Consider the following 15,532-nt stretch of genomic DNA (forward strand, 5'->3'; position numbering starts at 1 on the left):
TAGGCTGGCTGTCCATCAATATCTTCGTAAATTGTAGTTCAAATTTTAAATATTTAAAAAATGGCACTTTTAGAAAACAAAGTAGCTTTTGTGTCTGGTGGCGGATCAGGAATTGGACGTGCAGTTGCAGAAGCTTACGCTCGAGAAGGAGCAAAAGTAGTACTTTCAGATATTAATGTAGAACACGGTGAAGAAACCGTAAAAGTAATTAAGGATAAAGGCGGAGAAGCTTTTTTTGTAAAAGGAGATTCATCAAATGCAAGTGATAATAAACGTATGGTTGAGGTTACGGTTGCTAAATACGGTCAACTTGATATTGCTTGTAATAACGCAGGAATGGGCGGACCCGCAAAGCCAACTGGTGAATATGAGCCGGAAGCCTGGGATCGTGTAATTGCATTGAATTTAAGTGGTGTTTTTTATGCCTGTCGCTATCAGTTAGAACAAATGGAAAAAAACGGAGGAGGGAGCATCGTAAATATTGCCTCAATTCACGGTCAGGTTGCGGCTCCAAATAGTCCGGCATATACAGCTTCGAAACACGGTGTTGTGGGATTGACCAAAAATATTGCTGCAGAATATGCGTTAAAGAATATTCGTTGTAATGCTGTCGGTCCGGGATATATCGAAACAGCTTTATTGAAAGATCATATGAATGCAAGTGCCATGAATGCGATTGCTGCAAAAGCGCCGATGAATCGTTTGGGTACTGCTGAAGAAGTTGCTGAATTGGTAGTGTTTCTAAGCTCTGAAAAATCTTCATTCACAACCGGAAGTTATATTATTGCCGATGGCGGATATACGGCAATTTAGGTTTTATATTTAAACTAAAAAAAAACGGCTGTTTGATAATTTCAAACAGCCGTTTTTTGTTTTATTTAGGATTGAAACAATTTGTTAAATGTTTCAAGATCTGCTTTAGGTTTTATTTCGTAAAAATAGCGTAATTGCCATTTCTGTGTTTTTTGAGCTTGCACGCTTGTCGTTTCATCCCAAGGCGGATAAACACGTGTCGCTCGTTTGCCTTCTTTAGTTTTTGTAGAGAAGATTCCTTTTTCTAACAAAATGGATTTTGGAAAAACAAATTGCCCAAACATATTTTCTTTTCTAACGCTAATAATTACAAAATCAAATTCGTCAGAAAAATCAAAAGGCTCAATTATTCCTGATTTATTACGCTTCCATAAAGTCACAAACTGACCAGTTTTTATAGGAGTTGTTTTGGCCTCGCGATAACAAATAAGTTTTTTATCTAAGTAAAATTGGTACCCATTATACTCTGCACTTTCAGTTATTCCTTCAGGTTCTGAACAATGAAAATCAAAAGAATCATAAACCAATTCTTTGGCTAAATTTAAATCTTTGGAGATAGATTTTTGATTTACCCAGTGATTTTTAATTATCATTTTAGAAGATTGACTTAGAAATTATTATTGTTTTTTGGGAAAGGTACTATTTTTTAGAAGGAAACATTCAATCCAAAATTCAATCCCCATTGAAATTGATTAAAAGATTGATTGTTCAATGGATTGAGGTAATAATTTACAGCAGGTTCAGCAAAAACATTTGTCTTTTTATAAATACGATATTGCAAAGTAGTACTCAGAGTAGAACCATAAACATAATCATTTGCATTTATATTATTACCAATCGAGTTGCCATCAAGTGCTACATTATTAGAAATTAGTTTCCCTACAAATCCGCCGGTATTCAAACTGATACTTGCTTTGTTTTTAGTAAATACAGCATATGAAACTTCTAAAGGCATTTCGATATATCTAAGACTTTGATCTATATTTCCGCTTTCTAAATTGTCACTTTGAATATCACTTTGTTTTAATGCATTTGAGGTACTGTTTGAAACAAAAACATAATTGGAGTTATTTGTTATTCGTGCAGGAGCAATTGATTCGCCAGCAGCATAATAACCTGTTGGACTTAACGAAGCAACATTTTTTGTGTTTATATAAGAAACATTCGCAATGCTCTGACCTAGTTCATTAATCTTAAGACCTGATCCTACAGCCCATTTATTACTGATTTTATATTTTGTTTTTACACCATAGGTACTACCTTGTTTCGAATCGTTTGCGTAACCCAGGGTTTTGTCATTTTTATTGTTTTGAGAATTGGCGATGCCGGCAAAAACTTCTACAGCCCATTTTTCAGCATTAGAAACAGATTTGTCTTCTTTGTCTTTTCTAGTTTCCGGCGCTGCAGCTGCAATATCTTTTTCCAGATTTTGAAGCTCTGCTAATTGTACCGAATCTATTTTGCTTGATGAATTGTTTGCTTTTGAATCGCTTTTTTCATTGCTGGCAATAAGATCTTTTTTAGAATAATCTATTGTTCCGCTCTTTTGAGTTTCCCTTTTTTGAATTTCTCTGCTATTATTTGCTGCATTTTGATTGCTATTAAAAGCAGGGTTTGACGAATAAAAAGCAATGTTGTTGCTGTTTTTTGTGCTTGTTTTATCTTCAAAAATAGATTTTGACAATTGATTTTTTGAGTTTGAATTAAATCCATTTGTTTTGGCTGAATTAAACGTTTTCTCCGTAAGAATCTTATCTGTAGCAGTTTTTTTATTATTTGGAAGCTGGTATTTAGAAACAGAATTAAAAGAATCTCCTTTTCCTGTTACATAGGTTTGTTCCGCTACAGCTTGATTTGTATTTCTTTTTTCAATATTTGATTTAGGATGTTTACTATTGTTTTTTGCCCTATTTTCAGAATCAGCTTGAGCCAATGCTGTTTCTTGTTTTTGAACCTTAGTAATTAATGGATTGATTGCTTTTTTTGATGATGATGAATCTCCTTCAGTTGTATGTGATTTTTCTTCGACTTGATTTTCTTCTACCAGATTTCCTTTGACTTGATTTTTTTCAATGTCAGTTGAAACCGTATTATTTTCGGGAGCTGATATTGTGGTATTATTTACGTCATTTTTACTCTTCCCATTTTTCTCTTCTATAACGACTTTATTGTTTTCTGAGGCACCATTACTTAAGTTTTTGATTCCTGAATCAGAAGTAAAATGTAAAACAGAAGGAAGCAGCAAACCTAATAATAGGCATGCAGCAGCCGACCACCAAAGAATAGCTCTTTTTTTCTTTTTAGGCTGATCTAGTTTTTCTTCAATTTGGCCCCATAATTCAGGAGGCGGAACACTTGAAAAGTCTTCCATTGATGAAAAAATATCTTCTATGTTTTGTTTTTTCATGCTATTTTAAAATTTTTTATGCTCAAAATTCTTTTCTGCAAAATGTGCTTGGCTCTATTTAAATTTGATTTTGATGTTCCTTCAGAGATCTTCAATAATTCAGCGATTTCTTTGTGTTTCATTTTTTCGAAAACATACAAGTTAAAAACTGTCCTGTATTGATCTGGTAAATCCCGAATATATTCCAATAATTTTTCTTGTTCAATTGGGATAGCTTCTAGTTCTTCCTCTTCGACAAAATCTGTATCAGGGTCAAAAACATCCAGAAAGAAGCTTTCTTTTTTCTTTTTGTTTAAAGTCTCAATCAATTTATTAATGAAAATACGTTTTAACCAGCCTTCAAAACTTCCTTCAAATTTATATTGACCAATTTTCTGAAAAACAATTACGAATGCTTCCTGAAATACATCTTTAGCATCGTCTTCGTTTTTCATATACTTCAGGCAAATACCATATAAAACAGGAGAGAACAACTGATAAATTTTCAGTTGTCCTTCTCTGTCATTTTTTATGCAAAGCTTGATATATTTTTCTAAATCGTCTTTCAAGAAGTGGTTAATTTTGGTTTTGCAAAAATAGTTTTTATAAGCATATAAAACTATCTTTTATAATAGTATGAGTGGCGTCTTGATTATTTTTTACGATTGTTAGGTTTTGATTTTCAGGTGTTTCTGTTTTGTAAGTCTTGCCTTCAAAGCTAATTTAACTCCTGTTTTGACGAATCAAAAACACCAAAATCTCTTTTTTCAGAATTTGATTATTTCAGGCTAGTGATTTTATCCTTTATTAATTTTTTGAAAAGTTTAATTTCAGACCCTTGATCATCAGTGTCATTATTGTCAATATAAATTCTCGTAATTTTTAAACCTTTTCGAAGTTCAAAATATACGCCACCCTGACCAGCTGAATCTGGAGTACCGTATGTTTTTGTTTGCCCTTGGTTGTTTAAAATTTCAGAAGGAACACTTGATAATAATGAAGCATAATCACCTCTCTTAGTTGTCGCAGTGTATTTGTATTGGTTAAAATCATAACCTCCCGAAACAACATTTTGAAACTTTAGAATACTATAATCATTTATTTGAAAGAAGTTTTGACAATCAGCTCCGGTACATTGTGCTTTATAGGTACCAATAATAATATTGTCTGGATTTTCGGTAGCTTTAATAAAGATGATTGGTTTTGAAGTTTTAGTAATCAAAACAAAATCTGACGGATAAGTTGACGCTGGAGATGTTGTTTCACCAGGTAACGGTGATTTTTCATAATAGCTCACAACCATCTGACATTTGTTTTCTACTATATTAGTAATTTTAATAGTATAGCCACTTGTAGGTTTTATTCCTGAGAAAACTCCAACTAAAAAGTTTTTAGTAAAATCTATAGTAGGGTCACTTGAGTTAGGACATGAGTTTGCATTTTTCTTAAAATACTTATCCATGTTTTCCTGCGAACTTGCGATAAGTGCCGCTGGAGTAGTTTGGTTTGTTATCATGCTATAGTTGCAGTAAAGAGGATATCCTGTAAACGAAACATCAGCATAAGTTCCGCAATCTATATTTGTATTGTCATCATTACTAAGGGAGCAGCCGCTAAATCCAAAAGCTATAAATAAGCTCAACATTAATTTTTTCATCATTATTTTGTATTAGGTTATAATTCACAGATAAGCTTCTATTGAAAAGGTTGCGTTAAAAAGAATATTTTTTTTTCTTTATTTTTTTAAAGCCCAAGTGATTTATAATCAGTATGAATCAATAAAATTTTAGTTTTAAAAATTAAGTACTACGTATTATTGCTTACTTTTACTTTAAAAATAAACTTAAGTATGTTTGATTTTCTTCCGCTTTTATTGGCCTTTGTCATTGCATTATTCCTTGGGATTTATTTAGGAAAATTGCTGTTTTCTGCCAGAGCCCAATCCGAAAAGGTAAGTTTAGAAGAGCGATTAAATGCAAATGCAAATCAAATGCAGTTGCAAAAAGAACAGTTTGAGAACGAAAGAAATAACTTTCAGAAGCAGTTTCAATTAGCGAACTTAGAGAAAGAAAATATTAGGACAGAAAAAGACAGTTTAGCGATTCAGCTTTCTAAAAAAGAAGTTGATTTTGAAAACTTATGGGAACGTCATAAAGAACAAAAAAACGAAATCACAGAACTTCAGGAAAAATTCACCAAAGAATTTGAAAATTTAGCTAATAAAATTCTCGAAGAAAAGTCGGCGAAATTTACGGAACAAAATAGCGAAAACATGAAGAATATCTTGTTGCCACTTCAGGATAAAATTCAGGGTTTTGAGCAAAAAGTAGAACAAACTCACAAAGAAAGTATTGATTATCATGCCGCTTTACGTCAGCAGATTGTTGGTTTGAGCGAGATGAATGCCCAAATGAGCAAAGAAACCCTAAATTTAACCAAAGCCTTGAAAGGTGACAGTAAAATGCAGGGAAATTGGGGCGAACTGGTTTTGGAACGTGTTTTAGAAAAATCAGGTTTAGAAAAAGGACGTGAATACGAAGTTCAGCAAAGCTTTACGAATACCGAAGGAAACAGAGTGCTTCCCGATGTTGTAATTAATTTACCTGACGGTAAAAAGATGATTGTAGATTCTAAAGTTTCTCTGGTTGCTTATGAAAGATGGATTAATGAGGAATCAGAAATTCTTAAGATCGATTTTCTAAAAGAACACGTAAACTCCATTAAAAGGCATGTGGAGCAACTTGGGAATAAAAATTATCATGATTTGTACCAAATCGAAAGCCCGGATTTTGTTTTACTTTTTATTCCAATTGAACCCGCTTTTGCCATCGCTTTAAATGAGGATTCTACCTTATATAATAAAGCATTTGATCGTAATATCGTGATTGTGACTCCAACTACATTGTTAGCTACTTTGCGAACGATTGACAGTATGTGGGCGAATCAAAAACAACAAGAAAATGCTTTTGAAATTGCCAGACAAGCCGGAGCATTGTATGATAAATTTGAAGGCTTTGTGGGTGATTTGGTAAGAATTGGAAATAAAATAAAAGATACTAAAACCGAATATGAAAATGCCATGAATAAATTGGTTGATGGTAGAGGAAATTTGATTTCGAGTGTAGAAAAATTAAAGAAAATGGGAGCAAAGGCAAAAAAAGCGCTTCCGGAAAATATTATTGCAAGAGCTTCAAATTCAGATGAAAATCAATCTTTAAACTAAGATTTATGAAAAGAATTTTAATAATAATTGCCGCAGTTTGTGTCCTGATTGTTGCCATTTATTTTGCCTTTATCTATTATGTTCCTTATAGTGAAGGATATCGCTCAGGCGAATTAATAAGGATGAGTCATAAAGGCGTACTAATGAAAACCTGGGAAGGAGAACTAAGCCAAGGTGTTTCCGGTTCGCAAATATTTAGGTTCTCGGTTTTAGACAGTGACAAAGAAGTAATAGATCAATTGAATACATTGGAAGGGCAATATGTAAAATTGACTTACGTTGAACGATATAAAACATTTAGCTGGTGGGGAGATTCTCATTTTTTCATCACAGCCGTTCGAAAAGAAACTTCCCCATTTAAATACAAATAAACAATTATGACCGCAGATTTCAAACCCGTTTCCTCATCAAAAATTAGTATTTCAGAATTAATGCTGCCTTCGCACACCAATTTTAGTGGTAAAATTCACGGAGGTTATATTTTACAATTGTTAGATCAGATTGCTTTTGCATCGGCCTCAAAATTTAGCGGCAATTATTGTGTAACAGCTTCTGTTGATACCGTAAACTTTTTGAAACCTATCGAAGTTGGCGAATTGGTTACTATGAAAGCTTCTGTAAATTATGTGGGAAGAAGTTCTATGATTGTGGGTATTCGTGTTGAAGCCGAAAATATTCAAACCGGAGCGGTGAAACATTGTAATTCTTCTTATTTTACAATGGTAGCCAAAGATAAAGATGGAAAAAGCGTACAGGTTCCGGGATTAATTTTGTCTAATCTGGAAGAGGTGAGACGTTTTAGAAAAGCCATTATACACATTGATTTAAAGAAAGAAGTTGACGAACGCGAAAAAATGGCAAAGGTCAATTCAATCGAAGATTTAGCGAGTTTAGACAAATACAATGTGTTATTAGAAATTAGCTAGAATAATAAATTAAAGGAAAATGGTAAAATTTGGATATACAATTCTATATGTAGAAGATGTGGAGAAATCGATTGTGTTTTATGAAAATGCATTTGGTTTTTCCAGAAAATTTATAGCACCCGGAAATGATTATGGTGAATTAAGTACAGGTGAAACAACAATTTCGTTTGCATCAAAATCATTAGCAAAACAAAACTTAAAAGAAGGTTTCCTCGAAAGCAAGATCGAAGAAAAGCCTTTTGCAATTGAAATAGGTTTTATAACTGATAATGTGGAAGAATTGGTAGAAAAGTCAATCTCTTTTGGAGCAATTCCAGTAACACAACCAACGCAAAAACCGTGGGGACAAATTGTAGCTTATGTGCGCGATCCGGATGGTTTTTTAATCGAGATTTGTACAGAAGTGCAAGGATAGTTTATTACTCCGCAATTATAAATATTGTATTAATATCTATAATTACGGAGCAACATTTGTAAAACCCTTTTACAAATCCCAAATCCCATTTTGTGTCCTAAAACATTTCACAAATATTTAGCATAAATAGGCAACCGTATTCCTTAAAATTTCGTAACTTTAAGTATGACCATTGAGTTACTGTTTTTCACGGAGTACTGCCATTCTGTTTTTTTATATTATTGTATTAAGTCCAGTTTTTTCTCTTCTTAAAATAAAAAAAAGGAATGACATAATTGTTTAATTATTAACGATTATGAAAAAAACTACTTTACTTATTTTGCTATTTACTGCTTATTCCGTTATTGCACAGGATAAATTCTTTACAAATACAGGAACGATAAATTTTGAAGCATCCGTTCCATTTTTTGAAGAAGTAAAAGCCGTAAACAGACAGGTTGCAATTGTATTGGAACCTAAAACAAGTACATTTATTTGTACTGTTATTGTCAAAGATTTTCGTTTTAAATTAGACCTTATGCAGGAGCATTTTAATGAAAATTATTTGGAGAGCCATCGATATCCTAAAGCTGTTTTTAAAGGTAAAATTCAAAAATTTGATTTAAAAGATGTTACCGAAATTGAAAAAGAATATCAAATAAAAGGGAAACTTATACTGCACGGAAAAACCAGAGAAGTCATCGTTAATGCTTTGATTAAAAAATTGGGTGACGGAATCCAAATAATATCTGATTTTCCTATTTTGGTAACTGATTTCAATATTGAAATTCCAAATAGAATAGCGGATAAAATTTCACAAACAGCAAACACAGAATTAATAGGAGTAGTTCGATCTGGCGATTCTATGTATTTAACTTTAAAATAAAATTTAATTCAAACAACTTACCACTGTTTTTTCTAAATCTGTAAACTGAAACTCAAAACCTGCTTTTTGAATTTTTTCAGACGAAACTCTTTGACCTTTTAAAACTGCGACGCTCATTTCGCCCAGAACTAATTTTAAAATAAATGCCGGAACTTTAGGGAGCCAAATCGTATATCCAAATAAATTTGCCAGAGTTTTAGAGAATCTGGAATTTGTGGTGGTGTCATTGATACAGGCGTTATAAGCACCCTGCATTTGTTCGTCCAGAATTGATTTTAAATAAATCTGGCATAAGTCGTCGATATGAATCCACGGTAAATATTGTTTTCCGTTGCCTAATACTGCGCCAAAACCCGCTTTAAAACTTGGAACAATTTTTTTAAGAAAACCTTCTCCTTTCCCGAAAACAATTCCTGTACGGATTTTTACAATTCTAATTTTTAGTGAGGCAATTTTGTCAACAGCTTTTTCCCATTCCTGACAAGTAGTCCCTAAGAAATCATCAGCAGGAGGTGTTGTTTCATCACATATTTTGTGACTTGTAATAGCGCCATAAATTCCAACTCCTGAGGCGGAAATAAAAGCGTCCAAAGTCTTATTTTTTTCTTTTAAAACAGAAAAAATTAGATCAATTGGTTTTACACGGCTTTCGACAATGTCTTTTTTGCGGTTTTTGGTCCATCTTTTTTCTACAATCCCTTCACCTGCCAAATGGATAATATAATCTGCCTTTAAGACCGCTTCAGGATCAATAAAGTTTTTATTTAAATCCCATTTGTAGTAAGTAATCGAAGGTGTATTTTTTTGATCTGAACGGCTCAAAATAGCCACCAAAAAACCATTATCGATAAGTACATCAGTGAGATGTTTACCAACAAATCCAGTACCTCCGGTTAGTAAAACAGTTTTAGCCATTATATTATAATATATTTAACAGTGCATCCAGTTTGAGCATAAGTAAAGGTACTTAAACATTGCTTACCTTTAAGGCAAATTCTAAATTTTAATGAAATGGCAACTAAACAAAAGACAATCACAAGAGATGATATCGTTTCAAAATATATGGATGAGGTTTTAGAAAAAGGGCAAAAGCCAAAGTCAGTTTATCATTTTGCAAAAGAAAATGATTTTACAGAGACCGAGTTTTATGCATTTTTTGGAACGCTGGAAGGTTTAGAAAAAGAGATATTCAGGCTTTTTCTGGCCAATACAATTGATTTATTGCATAAAAATGCAGATTATCAGGAGTATGATATGAAGAATAAGATGTTGAGCTTTTACTTTACCTTTTTTGAGATTTTAACCGCCAATAGAAGTTATGTTTTACAAGCCTTAAAAATAGATAGAAACCCAATTAGAAACTTAGTACAATTAACGTCACTTCGAGAAGGATTTAAGGAATATGTTTCTGAAATCCTGACGGACGATTATAGACTTGAACAAGAGAAATTTCAAAAATTTCAAAAATTTCAGGAAAAAGCAATTCAGGAATCTGGTTGGCTGCAATTGATGATGACCATAAAATTCTGGATTGATGATGAATCGGCGGCTTTTGAGAAAACAGATATTTTTATCGAAAAATCAGTAAATGCTTCGTTCGAATTAATGAATGTTGCGCCAATGAATCATCTTTTGGATTTTGGAAAATTCCTGTTCAAAGAAAAAATATACAGCAAACAATGAAAACGATCGATTATATACCAACGTCAAAAATAGAAAGAGCCGGTAAACTAGTGCAAACAGGTGCGAAAATTGGTGTAAACTACATAAAGCATTATGCCGAAAAAATGGTAAATTCTGATTTGACGCGTGATAAACTAAATGAAAATAATGCCGAAGATATTTACGACGGATTAAAAAGCTTGAAAGGAAGTGCGCTGAAAGTTGCTCAAATGTTAAGCATGGACAAGAATTTTTTGCCTCAGGCTTATGTTGAGAAGTTTTCATTGTCACAATTTTCAGTTCCGCCACTTTCGGCGCCATTGGTTTTAAAAACGTTCAAAACTAATTTTGGAAAAACTCCTTATGAAATATTTGATGAATTCAATGCCAATTCTGTAAACGCCGCAAGTATTGGTCAGGTGCATTTGGCGTCTAAAAACGGTAAGAAACTGGCAGTAAAAATTCAATATCCCGGAGTTGCCAACAGTATTTCATCCGATTTAGCTTTGGTGAAACCTATTGCAATACGAATGTTTAATCTTCAGGGGAAAGATTCTGATAAGTATTTTAAAGAAGTTGAAGACAAACTTATCGAAGAAACCAATTATCTACTGGAACTCCAACAAAGTCAGGAAGTCGTTGCGGCGTGTAGTAAAATCGAAAATATATTGTTCCCAAATTATTATCCGGAGTTTTCGTCAGAGAAAATTATTACGATGGACTGGATGAACGGAATTCATCTTTCGGAGTTTACGGCTAAAAATACAAATCAGGAAGTGGGCGATAAAATTGGTCAGGCACTTTGGGATTTTTATATGTACCAAATTCATATTTTAAGAAAAGTACATGCAGATCCACATCCCGGAAACTTTTTGGTAGACGACCAGAACCATTTGATAGCTTTAGATTTTGGTTGTATGAAGCAAATACCTGAAGATTTTTATGTGCCTTACTTTGAACTGATCAATAAAAACGTCATCACAGACCAAACACTTTTCAATCAAAAATTATTCGAACTAGAGATTCTTCGTCCAGACGATTCTCCTTCTGAAATTGAATATTTCACAGAGATGTTCCATGATTTGTTATCACTTTTCACCAAACCTTTTCAGGATGAAACTTTCGATTTTGCCGATGAAACTTTCTTCGAAAGTATTGCCAAATTAGGAGAACGTTTCTCTAATGATACAAACCTTAAGAAAATGAACGGAAATCGTGGTTCAAAACATTTTATTTATATGAACAGAACCTTCTTTGGTTTGTATAATTTAATGTTTGATTTAAAAGCCAAAATTATCGTTACAAATTACGAGAAGTATTAGGAGCTATTTCCTGCTATCCACTTGTATCTTTTCCTGGCTAAAGAAGCCAGAAAAAGGATACCGCTTCTATCAGGGCTAGGGCTTTTCGTTTTTATAAGAAATGAGATTATCTCAATTTTTGTCATTTCGATCCCGAGGCTTCGGGAGAGAAATCACATTAGTAACTCGACAAAAAATGGCGATCAAATCCGTTTTTATCCGCGTTTTTACGAAGTAAATCTGTTTTATCCGCGTCAAAATAAGACGCTGATTTTGCTGATTCGCTAAAGCGGAAACGCTGATAAAAACGGATTTTTCTAATTACTTCATATACTCTTGGTCTAAACCTTTGGTAAAGGTTTTTAATTGGAATTTGGAATTTAAAAATTTGGAATTTATTTAATTATTCCCTTTTTATAAGTCTCAATTGCACGATCTCTTGCAAAAGCGTGATCGACCATTGGTTCATTATAACCCAAATCAAATTCAGGAATCCATTTGCGGATATAAATTCCTTTTTCGTCAAATTTCTTTTGTTGAATTTCCGGATTAAAAACTCTAAAATACGGTGCTGCATCGCAACCAGTTCCGGCAGCCCATTGCCAGTTTCCGACATTTGAAGCGAGTTCGAAGTCTAATAATTTCTCTGCAAAATAAGCTTCGCCCCATTGCCAGTTAATCAATAAATGTTTGCATAAAAAACTCGCTACAACCATCCGAACGCGATTGTGCATATACCCCGTTTCATTTAATTGGCGCATTCCGGCATCAACCATTGGATAACCTGTGGTTCCGGAACACCACCGCTTAAAATCTTCCTCGTTATTACGCCATTGAATCCCATCATAAGCCGATTTGAAGTTGTGATTCACCACATTTGGAAAGTTAAATAATATCTGAATAAAAAACTCTCTCCAAATTAATTCGCTCAAAAAGGTTTGGTTCTTTTTATTTGCCCAATTCACTAATTTCCGAATACTAACGGTTCCAAAACGTAAATGTGGCGATAAATAAGAAGTGCTGTCAAGAGCCGGAAAGTCACGAGTTTCTTTATAATTGGCAATTTGCGTCAGGTTGTGAGGAAGAACTTTTATGGTGCTTTTTTCAAAACCAATTTCTGATAAATCAGGAAAAAGGAATTGATTTTTGGAAAAGTTGTTTAACAGAGGTTTTATATCATATTCGGGAACTTGTCCCATGATATGATATTTTTCGAGCCATTTGTTTTTATATGGCGTGTAAATGGTGTAGGGAAGCCCGTCTGACTTTGTGATTTCTTTTTCTTCAAATATGACATGATCTTTAAAAGAAAAGGTTTCAATATTATTTTGCTTTAATAATTCATGAATGGATAAATCACGTTTAATCGCAAACGGTTCATAATCTTTATTGAAGAAGACTTGTTGGATCTCAAATTCTTCAAGAAGCGATTTCCAAACATCTGAAGTTTTTCCTTTTTTGATTAGAATTGAAGAATCGATTGCAAGAAGTTCTTCATTTATTTTTTGGAGAGAATCATAAATAAAGTTTACCCGAGCATCATTTTCAGGAAGATTCTCCAGGATATCTTCATCAAAAATAAATAACGGAATTACTGGAAAATCAGATTGTAATGCATGAAATAATCCTACGTTATCATCTAAACGTAAATCACGTCTAAACCAGAAAAAAGAGACTTTTTGTTTTGTCATTTTGGGTAATGTTTCATTTTTTTTCTTTCACGCAGATTTGGTAAATTAAAGCAGATTTAATTTATTATTTAGATTAAAAAAAATCTGGGCTAATCTGCTTAAATCTTTTTTAATCTGCGTGACATAATTCGTGAAATTGTAGAAAAAAGATAAGTAATTATATTTTTGAATTGAATAGTTCTTCGATTTTGTTTTGGCGATAAGCAAAAATGTTTTTCAGTTTGCTTTCTACAACCAACTTGTTCATAATGCGTCCTAAATATCCAAAAGGAAGTGCATAATGGACAATATCGACCATTTTAGTTCCGTTTTCTGTGGGTTCAAAGAAATGTTTGTGATGCCATAAAGCGTAAGGTCCAAAACGTTGTTCGTCTATGAAGTACTGATTCTCCTTTGAAACTGTAATTATTGTAACCCAATTAATTTTGATGCCCAAAAGTGGTTTTAAAGTATAGGTAATAATTTGTCCGGGATACATGCGTTTGTCATCAAAATCCTGAATTTCGAAACTCATATTGTCGAGTGTGATGGTTTGAAGATTTTTTGGACTCGAAAAAAAGTCCCAACATTCCTCGACTGTGGCATTTATATGCTGTACAGTTTCTATTTTGTATAATTTCATAGTGTCAATTATTACTGTCTAGTTTTTTATATACGAGATGCTTGCGTTAGGGGTTGTAGTGGAGCTCTTTTTGTGTCAGGCTTTTTCTGCCTGATGCAAAAAAGCGGGAACGAAAGACCCGACCTTTAGGGAACGCCCAAATTATTTTACATTTTATAATATTTAAAAGGAACGAATAACATTCCGAAACATTCTCCGTCTTCTTTTCCTAAATGCTTGTGATGTATTTTATGTGCTTTTCTTAAACCAATCAGGTATTTGTTCTTGGTGTTTTTGAACCATTTAAAACGTTGATGAATTAATACATCATGAATTAGAAAGTAACACAAACCGTAAAAAGTGATGCCACAGGCTATGAAAAACAAATAATTGAATCCGCCCTGAACGCCAAAATAGAAAAGAATTATACTTGGAGTCGCAAAAATGATAAAGAAAATGTCGTTGCGTTCAAAAGTATGTTCGTATTTTGGTTTGTGATGATCTGCGTGAAAATACCACATTAACCCGTGCATAATGTACTTGTGCGTTAACCAGGTAACACATTCCATGAACAGAAAAACACTTAAAAAGATTAGGAAAGAAATCATTTTGTATTGTTGAAAGTTAAAAGTATTATTTAAAATCTATTGCGTTTAGCTTTTTATTATAAAAGATTGACTCAAAAAAGTCAAATTTACACAATCTTGTTATTTCGATCGAAGGGAGAAATCACATAACGGAATTCACGGCTCGTTGTCCTCTGGATGTGATTTCTTCCCTTCGGTCGAAATGATAAAAATGGCGACATCCTATACTAATTTTAGTTTATAAGTCACAAAAGATTGGGCCAGAAGCCCTGCTTTTGTATAATTTGAAACTCTGATTCTAGAGCTTCCAATTTCGTGATAAGGCGTTTTTTTGAGTTTTGTTAATAGCTTTTTGTAATAGACGAAAGCGGTGTAAACGCCAAATTTTGCTTCAATTGGCAACTTTACGATTCCTTGGTAAGCGATTCTGAAATCTTCTTCGATTTCGTTGATGATCGCTGTTTTGGTATTTTCATCGAAGGAAGTTAGATTAACACCAGGGAAATAATTTCGGTTTAAAACCAAATTGTCATCTTTTAGGTCTCTAAGAAAATTTACTTTCTGAAAGGCTGATCCTAATCGCATTGCTTCGTTTTTTAGCTGTTCGTACTTTTGATTGTTTCCTTTTACAAAAACTTTCAGGCACATTAAACCTACAACATCGGCAGAACCATAGATGTAATCTTCGTATTCCGTTTGTGTGTTGTAATTTGATTTGATAAGATCGAGTTTCATGCTTTTTAAAAATGCCTGAACAAGATCGTCTGTTATATTATATTGTTTTACCGTATGCTGAAATGAGTTAAGAATTGGGTTTAAACTTATACCGGCTTTAAGGGCTTTGTAGTGCTCTTTTTCGAAATCATCAATAAGGTTTTCTTTATCATAATCATGAAATGAGTCTACAATTTCATCAGCAAAACGAACGAATCCATAAATGCTGTATATCGCCTCGCGAATGCTTGGTGATAACATTTTTACGGCGAGAGAAAATGAAGTACTGTAGCTTTGTGTGACTAACTTACTGCATTTGAAAGAAACGGTGTCGAATAGTGATTTCAT

General features: G+C 33.2%; 17 protein-coding genes. 8 read left to right on the plus strand and 9 right to left on the minus strand.

All coding sequences use genetic code 11. The annotated features are described in order from the left end of the window. Positions 1–60: 60 nt before the first annotated feature. On the plus strand, positions 61–813 hold the full coding sequence (locus EAH81_RS17965) for an SDR family NAD(P)-dependent oxidoreductase (protein ID WP_140509677.1): 753 nt from the start codon (positions 61–63) through the stop codon (positions 811–813). Between the two features lie 65 nt (positions 814–878). On the opposite strand, the gene EAH81_RS17970 is transcribed toward EAH81_RS17965, so the two are convergent. The 4 genes from EAH81_RS17970 to EAH81_RS17985 all read right to left on the minus strand — a co-directional run bounded on the left by EAH81_RS17970 (position 879) and on the right by EAH81_RS17985 (position 4,859). Continuing rightward, complete coding sequence (locus EAH81_RS17970; protein ID WP_140509681.1) at positions 879–1,406, minus strand: MepB family protein; 528 nt, start codon at positions 1,404–1,406, stop codon at positions 879–881. A 53-nt stretch (positions 1,407–1,459) separates the two neighbouring features. Continuing rightward, the gene (locus tag EAH81_RS17975; protein WP_140509683.1) at positions 1,460–3,220 is read right to left on the minus strand and encodes a hypothetical protein; all 1,761 of its coding nucleotides are present in this window, start codon (positions 3,218–3,220) and stop codon (positions 1,460–1,462) included. Then, entirely contained in the window at positions 3,217–3,768 is a 552-nt protein-coding gene (locus EAH81_RS17980) for an RNA polymerase sigma factor (RefSeq protein ID WP_140509685.1), read from the minus strand. Before EAH81_RS17980 ends, EAH81_RS17975 begins: the two co-directional genes overlap by 4 nt. A gap of 209 nt (positions 3,769–3,977) precedes the next feature. Then, positions 3,978–4,859 carry a protease complex subunit PrcB family protein gene (locus EAH81_RS17985; RefSeq protein ID WP_241676587.1) on the minus strand — a complete coding sequence of 294 codons (882 nt, stop codon included), beginning with the start codon at positions 4,857–4,859 and terminating at the stop codon, positions 3,978–3,980. Between the two features lie 189 nt (positions 4,860–5,048). Between EAH81_RS17985 and rmuC the strand changes: the two genes are divergently transcribed. The 5 genes from rmuC (at position 5,049) to EAH81_RS18010 (ending at position 8,628) form a co-directional block, all read left to right on the plus strand. Further along, complete coding sequence (gene rmuC, locus EAH81_RS17990; RefSeq protein ID WP_140509687.1) at positions 5,049–6,422, plus strand: DNA recombination protein RmuC; 1,374 nt, start codon at positions 5,049–5,051, stop codon at positions 6,420–6,422. Between the two features lie 5 nt (positions 6,423–6,427). Next, the gene (locus EAH81_RS17995) at positions 6,428–6,793 is read left to right on the plus strand and encodes a 6-phosphogluconate dehydrogenase (protein WP_140509689.1); all 366 of its coding nucleotides are present in this window, start codon (positions 6,428–6,430) and stop codon (positions 6,791–6,793) included. A gap of 6 nt (positions 6,794–6,799) precedes the next feature. Further along, positions 6,800–7,348: an acyl-CoA thioesterase gene (locus EAH81_RS18000; protein WP_140509691.1), complete on the plus strand. Its 549-nt coding sequence runs from the start codon at positions 6,800–6,802 to the stop codon at positions 7,346–7,348. A 19-nt stretch (positions 7,349–7,367) separates the two neighbouring features. Further along, positions 7,368–7,763 (plus strand): VOC family protein, encoded by a 396-nt coding sequence (locus EAH81_RS18005; protein ID WP_140509692.1) that lies wholly within the window; start codon positions 7,368–7,370, stop codon positions 7,761–7,763. A gap of 295 nt (positions 7,764–8,058) precedes the next feature. Then, positions 8,059–8,628: a YceI family protein gene (locus tag EAH81_RS18010; RefSeq protein ID WP_140509694.1), complete on the plus strand. Its 570-nt coding sequence runs from the start codon at positions 8,059–8,061 to the stop codon at positions 8,626–8,628. A 3-nt stretch (positions 8,629–8,631) separates the two neighbouring features. Here EAH81_RS18010 and EAH81_RS18015 read toward each other — a convergent pair whose 3' ends face one another. Continuing rightward, positions 8,632–9,543, minus strand: coding sequence for a TIGR01777 family oxidoreductase (locus EAH81_RS18015; protein WP_140509696.1), 912 nt, complete (start codon positions 9,541–9,543; stop codon positions 8,632–8,634). Between the two features lie 96 nt (positions 9,544–9,639). Here EAH81_RS18015 and EAH81_RS18020 point away from each other — a divergent pair, with 96 nt between their 5' ends. Then, on the plus strand, positions 9,640–10,311 hold the full coding sequence (locus EAH81_RS18020; protein WP_140509698.1) for a TetR family transcriptional regulator C-terminal domain-containing protein: 672 nt from the start codon (positions 9,640–9,642) through the stop codon (positions 10,309–10,311). Next, positions 10,308–11,612 (plus strand): ABC1 kinase family protein, encoded by a 1,305-nt coding sequence (locus EAH81_RS18025; protein WP_140509701.1) that lies wholly within the window; start codon positions 10,308–10,310, stop codon positions 11,610–11,612. Before EAH81_RS18020 ends, EAH81_RS18025 begins: the two co-directional genes overlap by 4 nt. 374 nt (positions 11,613–11,986) lie before the next feature. Here EAH81_RS18025 and EAH81_RS18030 read toward each other — a convergent pair whose 3' ends face one another. The 4 genes from EAH81_RS18030 to EAH81_RS18045 form a co-directional block, all read right to left on the minus strand. Next, positions 11,987–13,282, minus strand: a complete 1,296-nt coding sequence (locus EAH81_RS18030) for a cryptochrome/photolyase family protein (protein WP_140509703.1) — start codon at positions 13,280–13,282, stop codon at positions 11,987–11,989. Between the two features lie 157 nt (positions 13,283–13,439). Beyond that, positions 13,440–13,904 (minus strand): SRPBCC family protein, encoded by a 465-nt coding sequence (locus EAH81_RS18035; RefSeq protein ID WP_140509705.1) that lies wholly within the window; start codon positions 13,902–13,904, stop codon positions 13,440–13,442. A gap of 146 nt (positions 13,905–14,050) precedes the next feature. Next, entirely contained in the window at positions 14,051–14,491 is a 441-nt protein-coding gene (locus tag EAH81_RS18040; RefSeq protein WP_140509707.1) for a sterol desaturase family protein, read from the minus strand. Positions 14,492–14,692: 201 nt separating this feature from the next. Further along, positions 14,693–15,532, minus strand: a complete 840-nt coding sequence (locus tag EAH81_RS18045) for a phytoene/squalene synthase family protein (RefSeq protein WP_140509709.1) — start codon at positions 15,530–15,532, stop codon at positions 14,693–14,695.

Origin of the sequence: Flavobacterium pectinovorum, from assembly GCF_006438875.1 — a bacterium.
Taxonomy (GTDB): Bacteria; Bacteroidota; Bacteroidia; order Flavobacteriales; family Flavobacteriaceae; genus Flavobacterium; species Flavobacterium pectinovorum_A.

What these genes read in the sequence shown, in the direction of transcription:
- EAH81_RS17965 (WP_140509677.1), top strand. Translation starts at nt 61, where the DNA reads ATGGCACTTTTAGAAAACAAAGTAGCTTTTGTGTCTGGTGGCGGATCA.
- EAH81_RS17970 (WP_140509681.1), bottom strand. Translation starts at nt 1,406, where the DNA reads ATGATAATTAAAAATCACTGGGTAAATCAAAAATCTATCTCCAAAGAT.
- EAH81_RS17975 (WP_140509683.1), bottom strand. Translation starts at nt 3,220, where the DNA reads ATGAAAAAACAAAACATAGAAGATATTTTTTCATCAATGGAAGACTTT.
- EAH81_RS17985 (WP_241676587.1), bottom strand. Translation starts at nt 4,859, where the DNA reads ATGATGAAAAAATTAATGTTGAGCTTATTTATAGCTTTTGGATTTAGC.
- rmuC (WP_140509687.1), top strand. Translation starts at nt 5,049, where the DNA reads ATGTTTGATTTTCTTCCGCTTTTATTGGCCTTTGTCATTGCATTATTC.
- EAH81_RS17995 (WP_140509689.1), top strand. Translation starts at nt 6,428, where the DNA reads ATGAAAAGAATTTTAATAATAATTGCCGCAGTTTGTGTCCTGATTGTT.
- EAH81_RS18000 (WP_140509691.1), top strand. Translation starts at nt 6,800, where the DNA reads ATGACCGCAGATTTCAAACCCGTTTCCTCATCAAAAATTAGTATTTCA.
- EAH81_RS18005 (WP_140509692.1), top strand. Translation starts at nt 7,368, where the DNA reads ATGGTAAAATTTGGATATACAATTCTATATGTAGAAGATGTGGAGAAA.
- EAH81_RS18010 (WP_140509694.1), top strand. Translation starts at nt 8,059, where the DNA reads ATGAAAAAAACTACTTTACTTATTTTGCTATTTACTGCTTATTCCGTT.
- EAH81_RS18015 (WP_140509696.1), bottom strand. Translation starts at nt 9,543, where the DNA reads ATGGCTAAAACTGTTTTACTAACCGGAGGTACTGGATTTGTTGGTAAA.
- EAH81_RS18020 (WP_140509698.1), top strand. Translation starts at nt 9,640, where the DNA reads ATGGCAACTAAACAAAAGACAATCACAAGAGATGATATCGTTTCAAAA.
- EAH81_RS18025 (WP_140509701.1), top strand. Translation starts at nt 10,308, where the DNA reads ATGAAAACGATCGATTATATACCAACGTCAAAAATAGAAAGAGCCGGT.
- EAH81_RS18030 (WP_140509703.1), bottom strand. Translation starts at nt 13,282, where the DNA reads ATGACAAAACAAAAAGTCTCTTTTTTCTGGTTTAGACGTGATTTACGT.
- EAH81_RS18035 (WP_140509705.1), bottom strand. Translation starts at nt 13,904, where the DNA reads ATGAAATTATACAAAATAGAAACTGTACAGCATATAAATGCCACAGTC.
- EAH81_RS18040 (WP_140509707.1), bottom strand. Translation starts at nt 14,491, where the DNA reads ATGATTTCTTTCCTAATCTTTTTAAGTGTTTTTCTGTTCATGGAATGT.
- EAH81_RS18045 (WP_140509709.1), bottom strand. Translation starts at nt 15,532, where the DNA reads ATGAAATCACTATTCGACACCGTTTCTTTCAAATGCAGTAAGTTAGTC.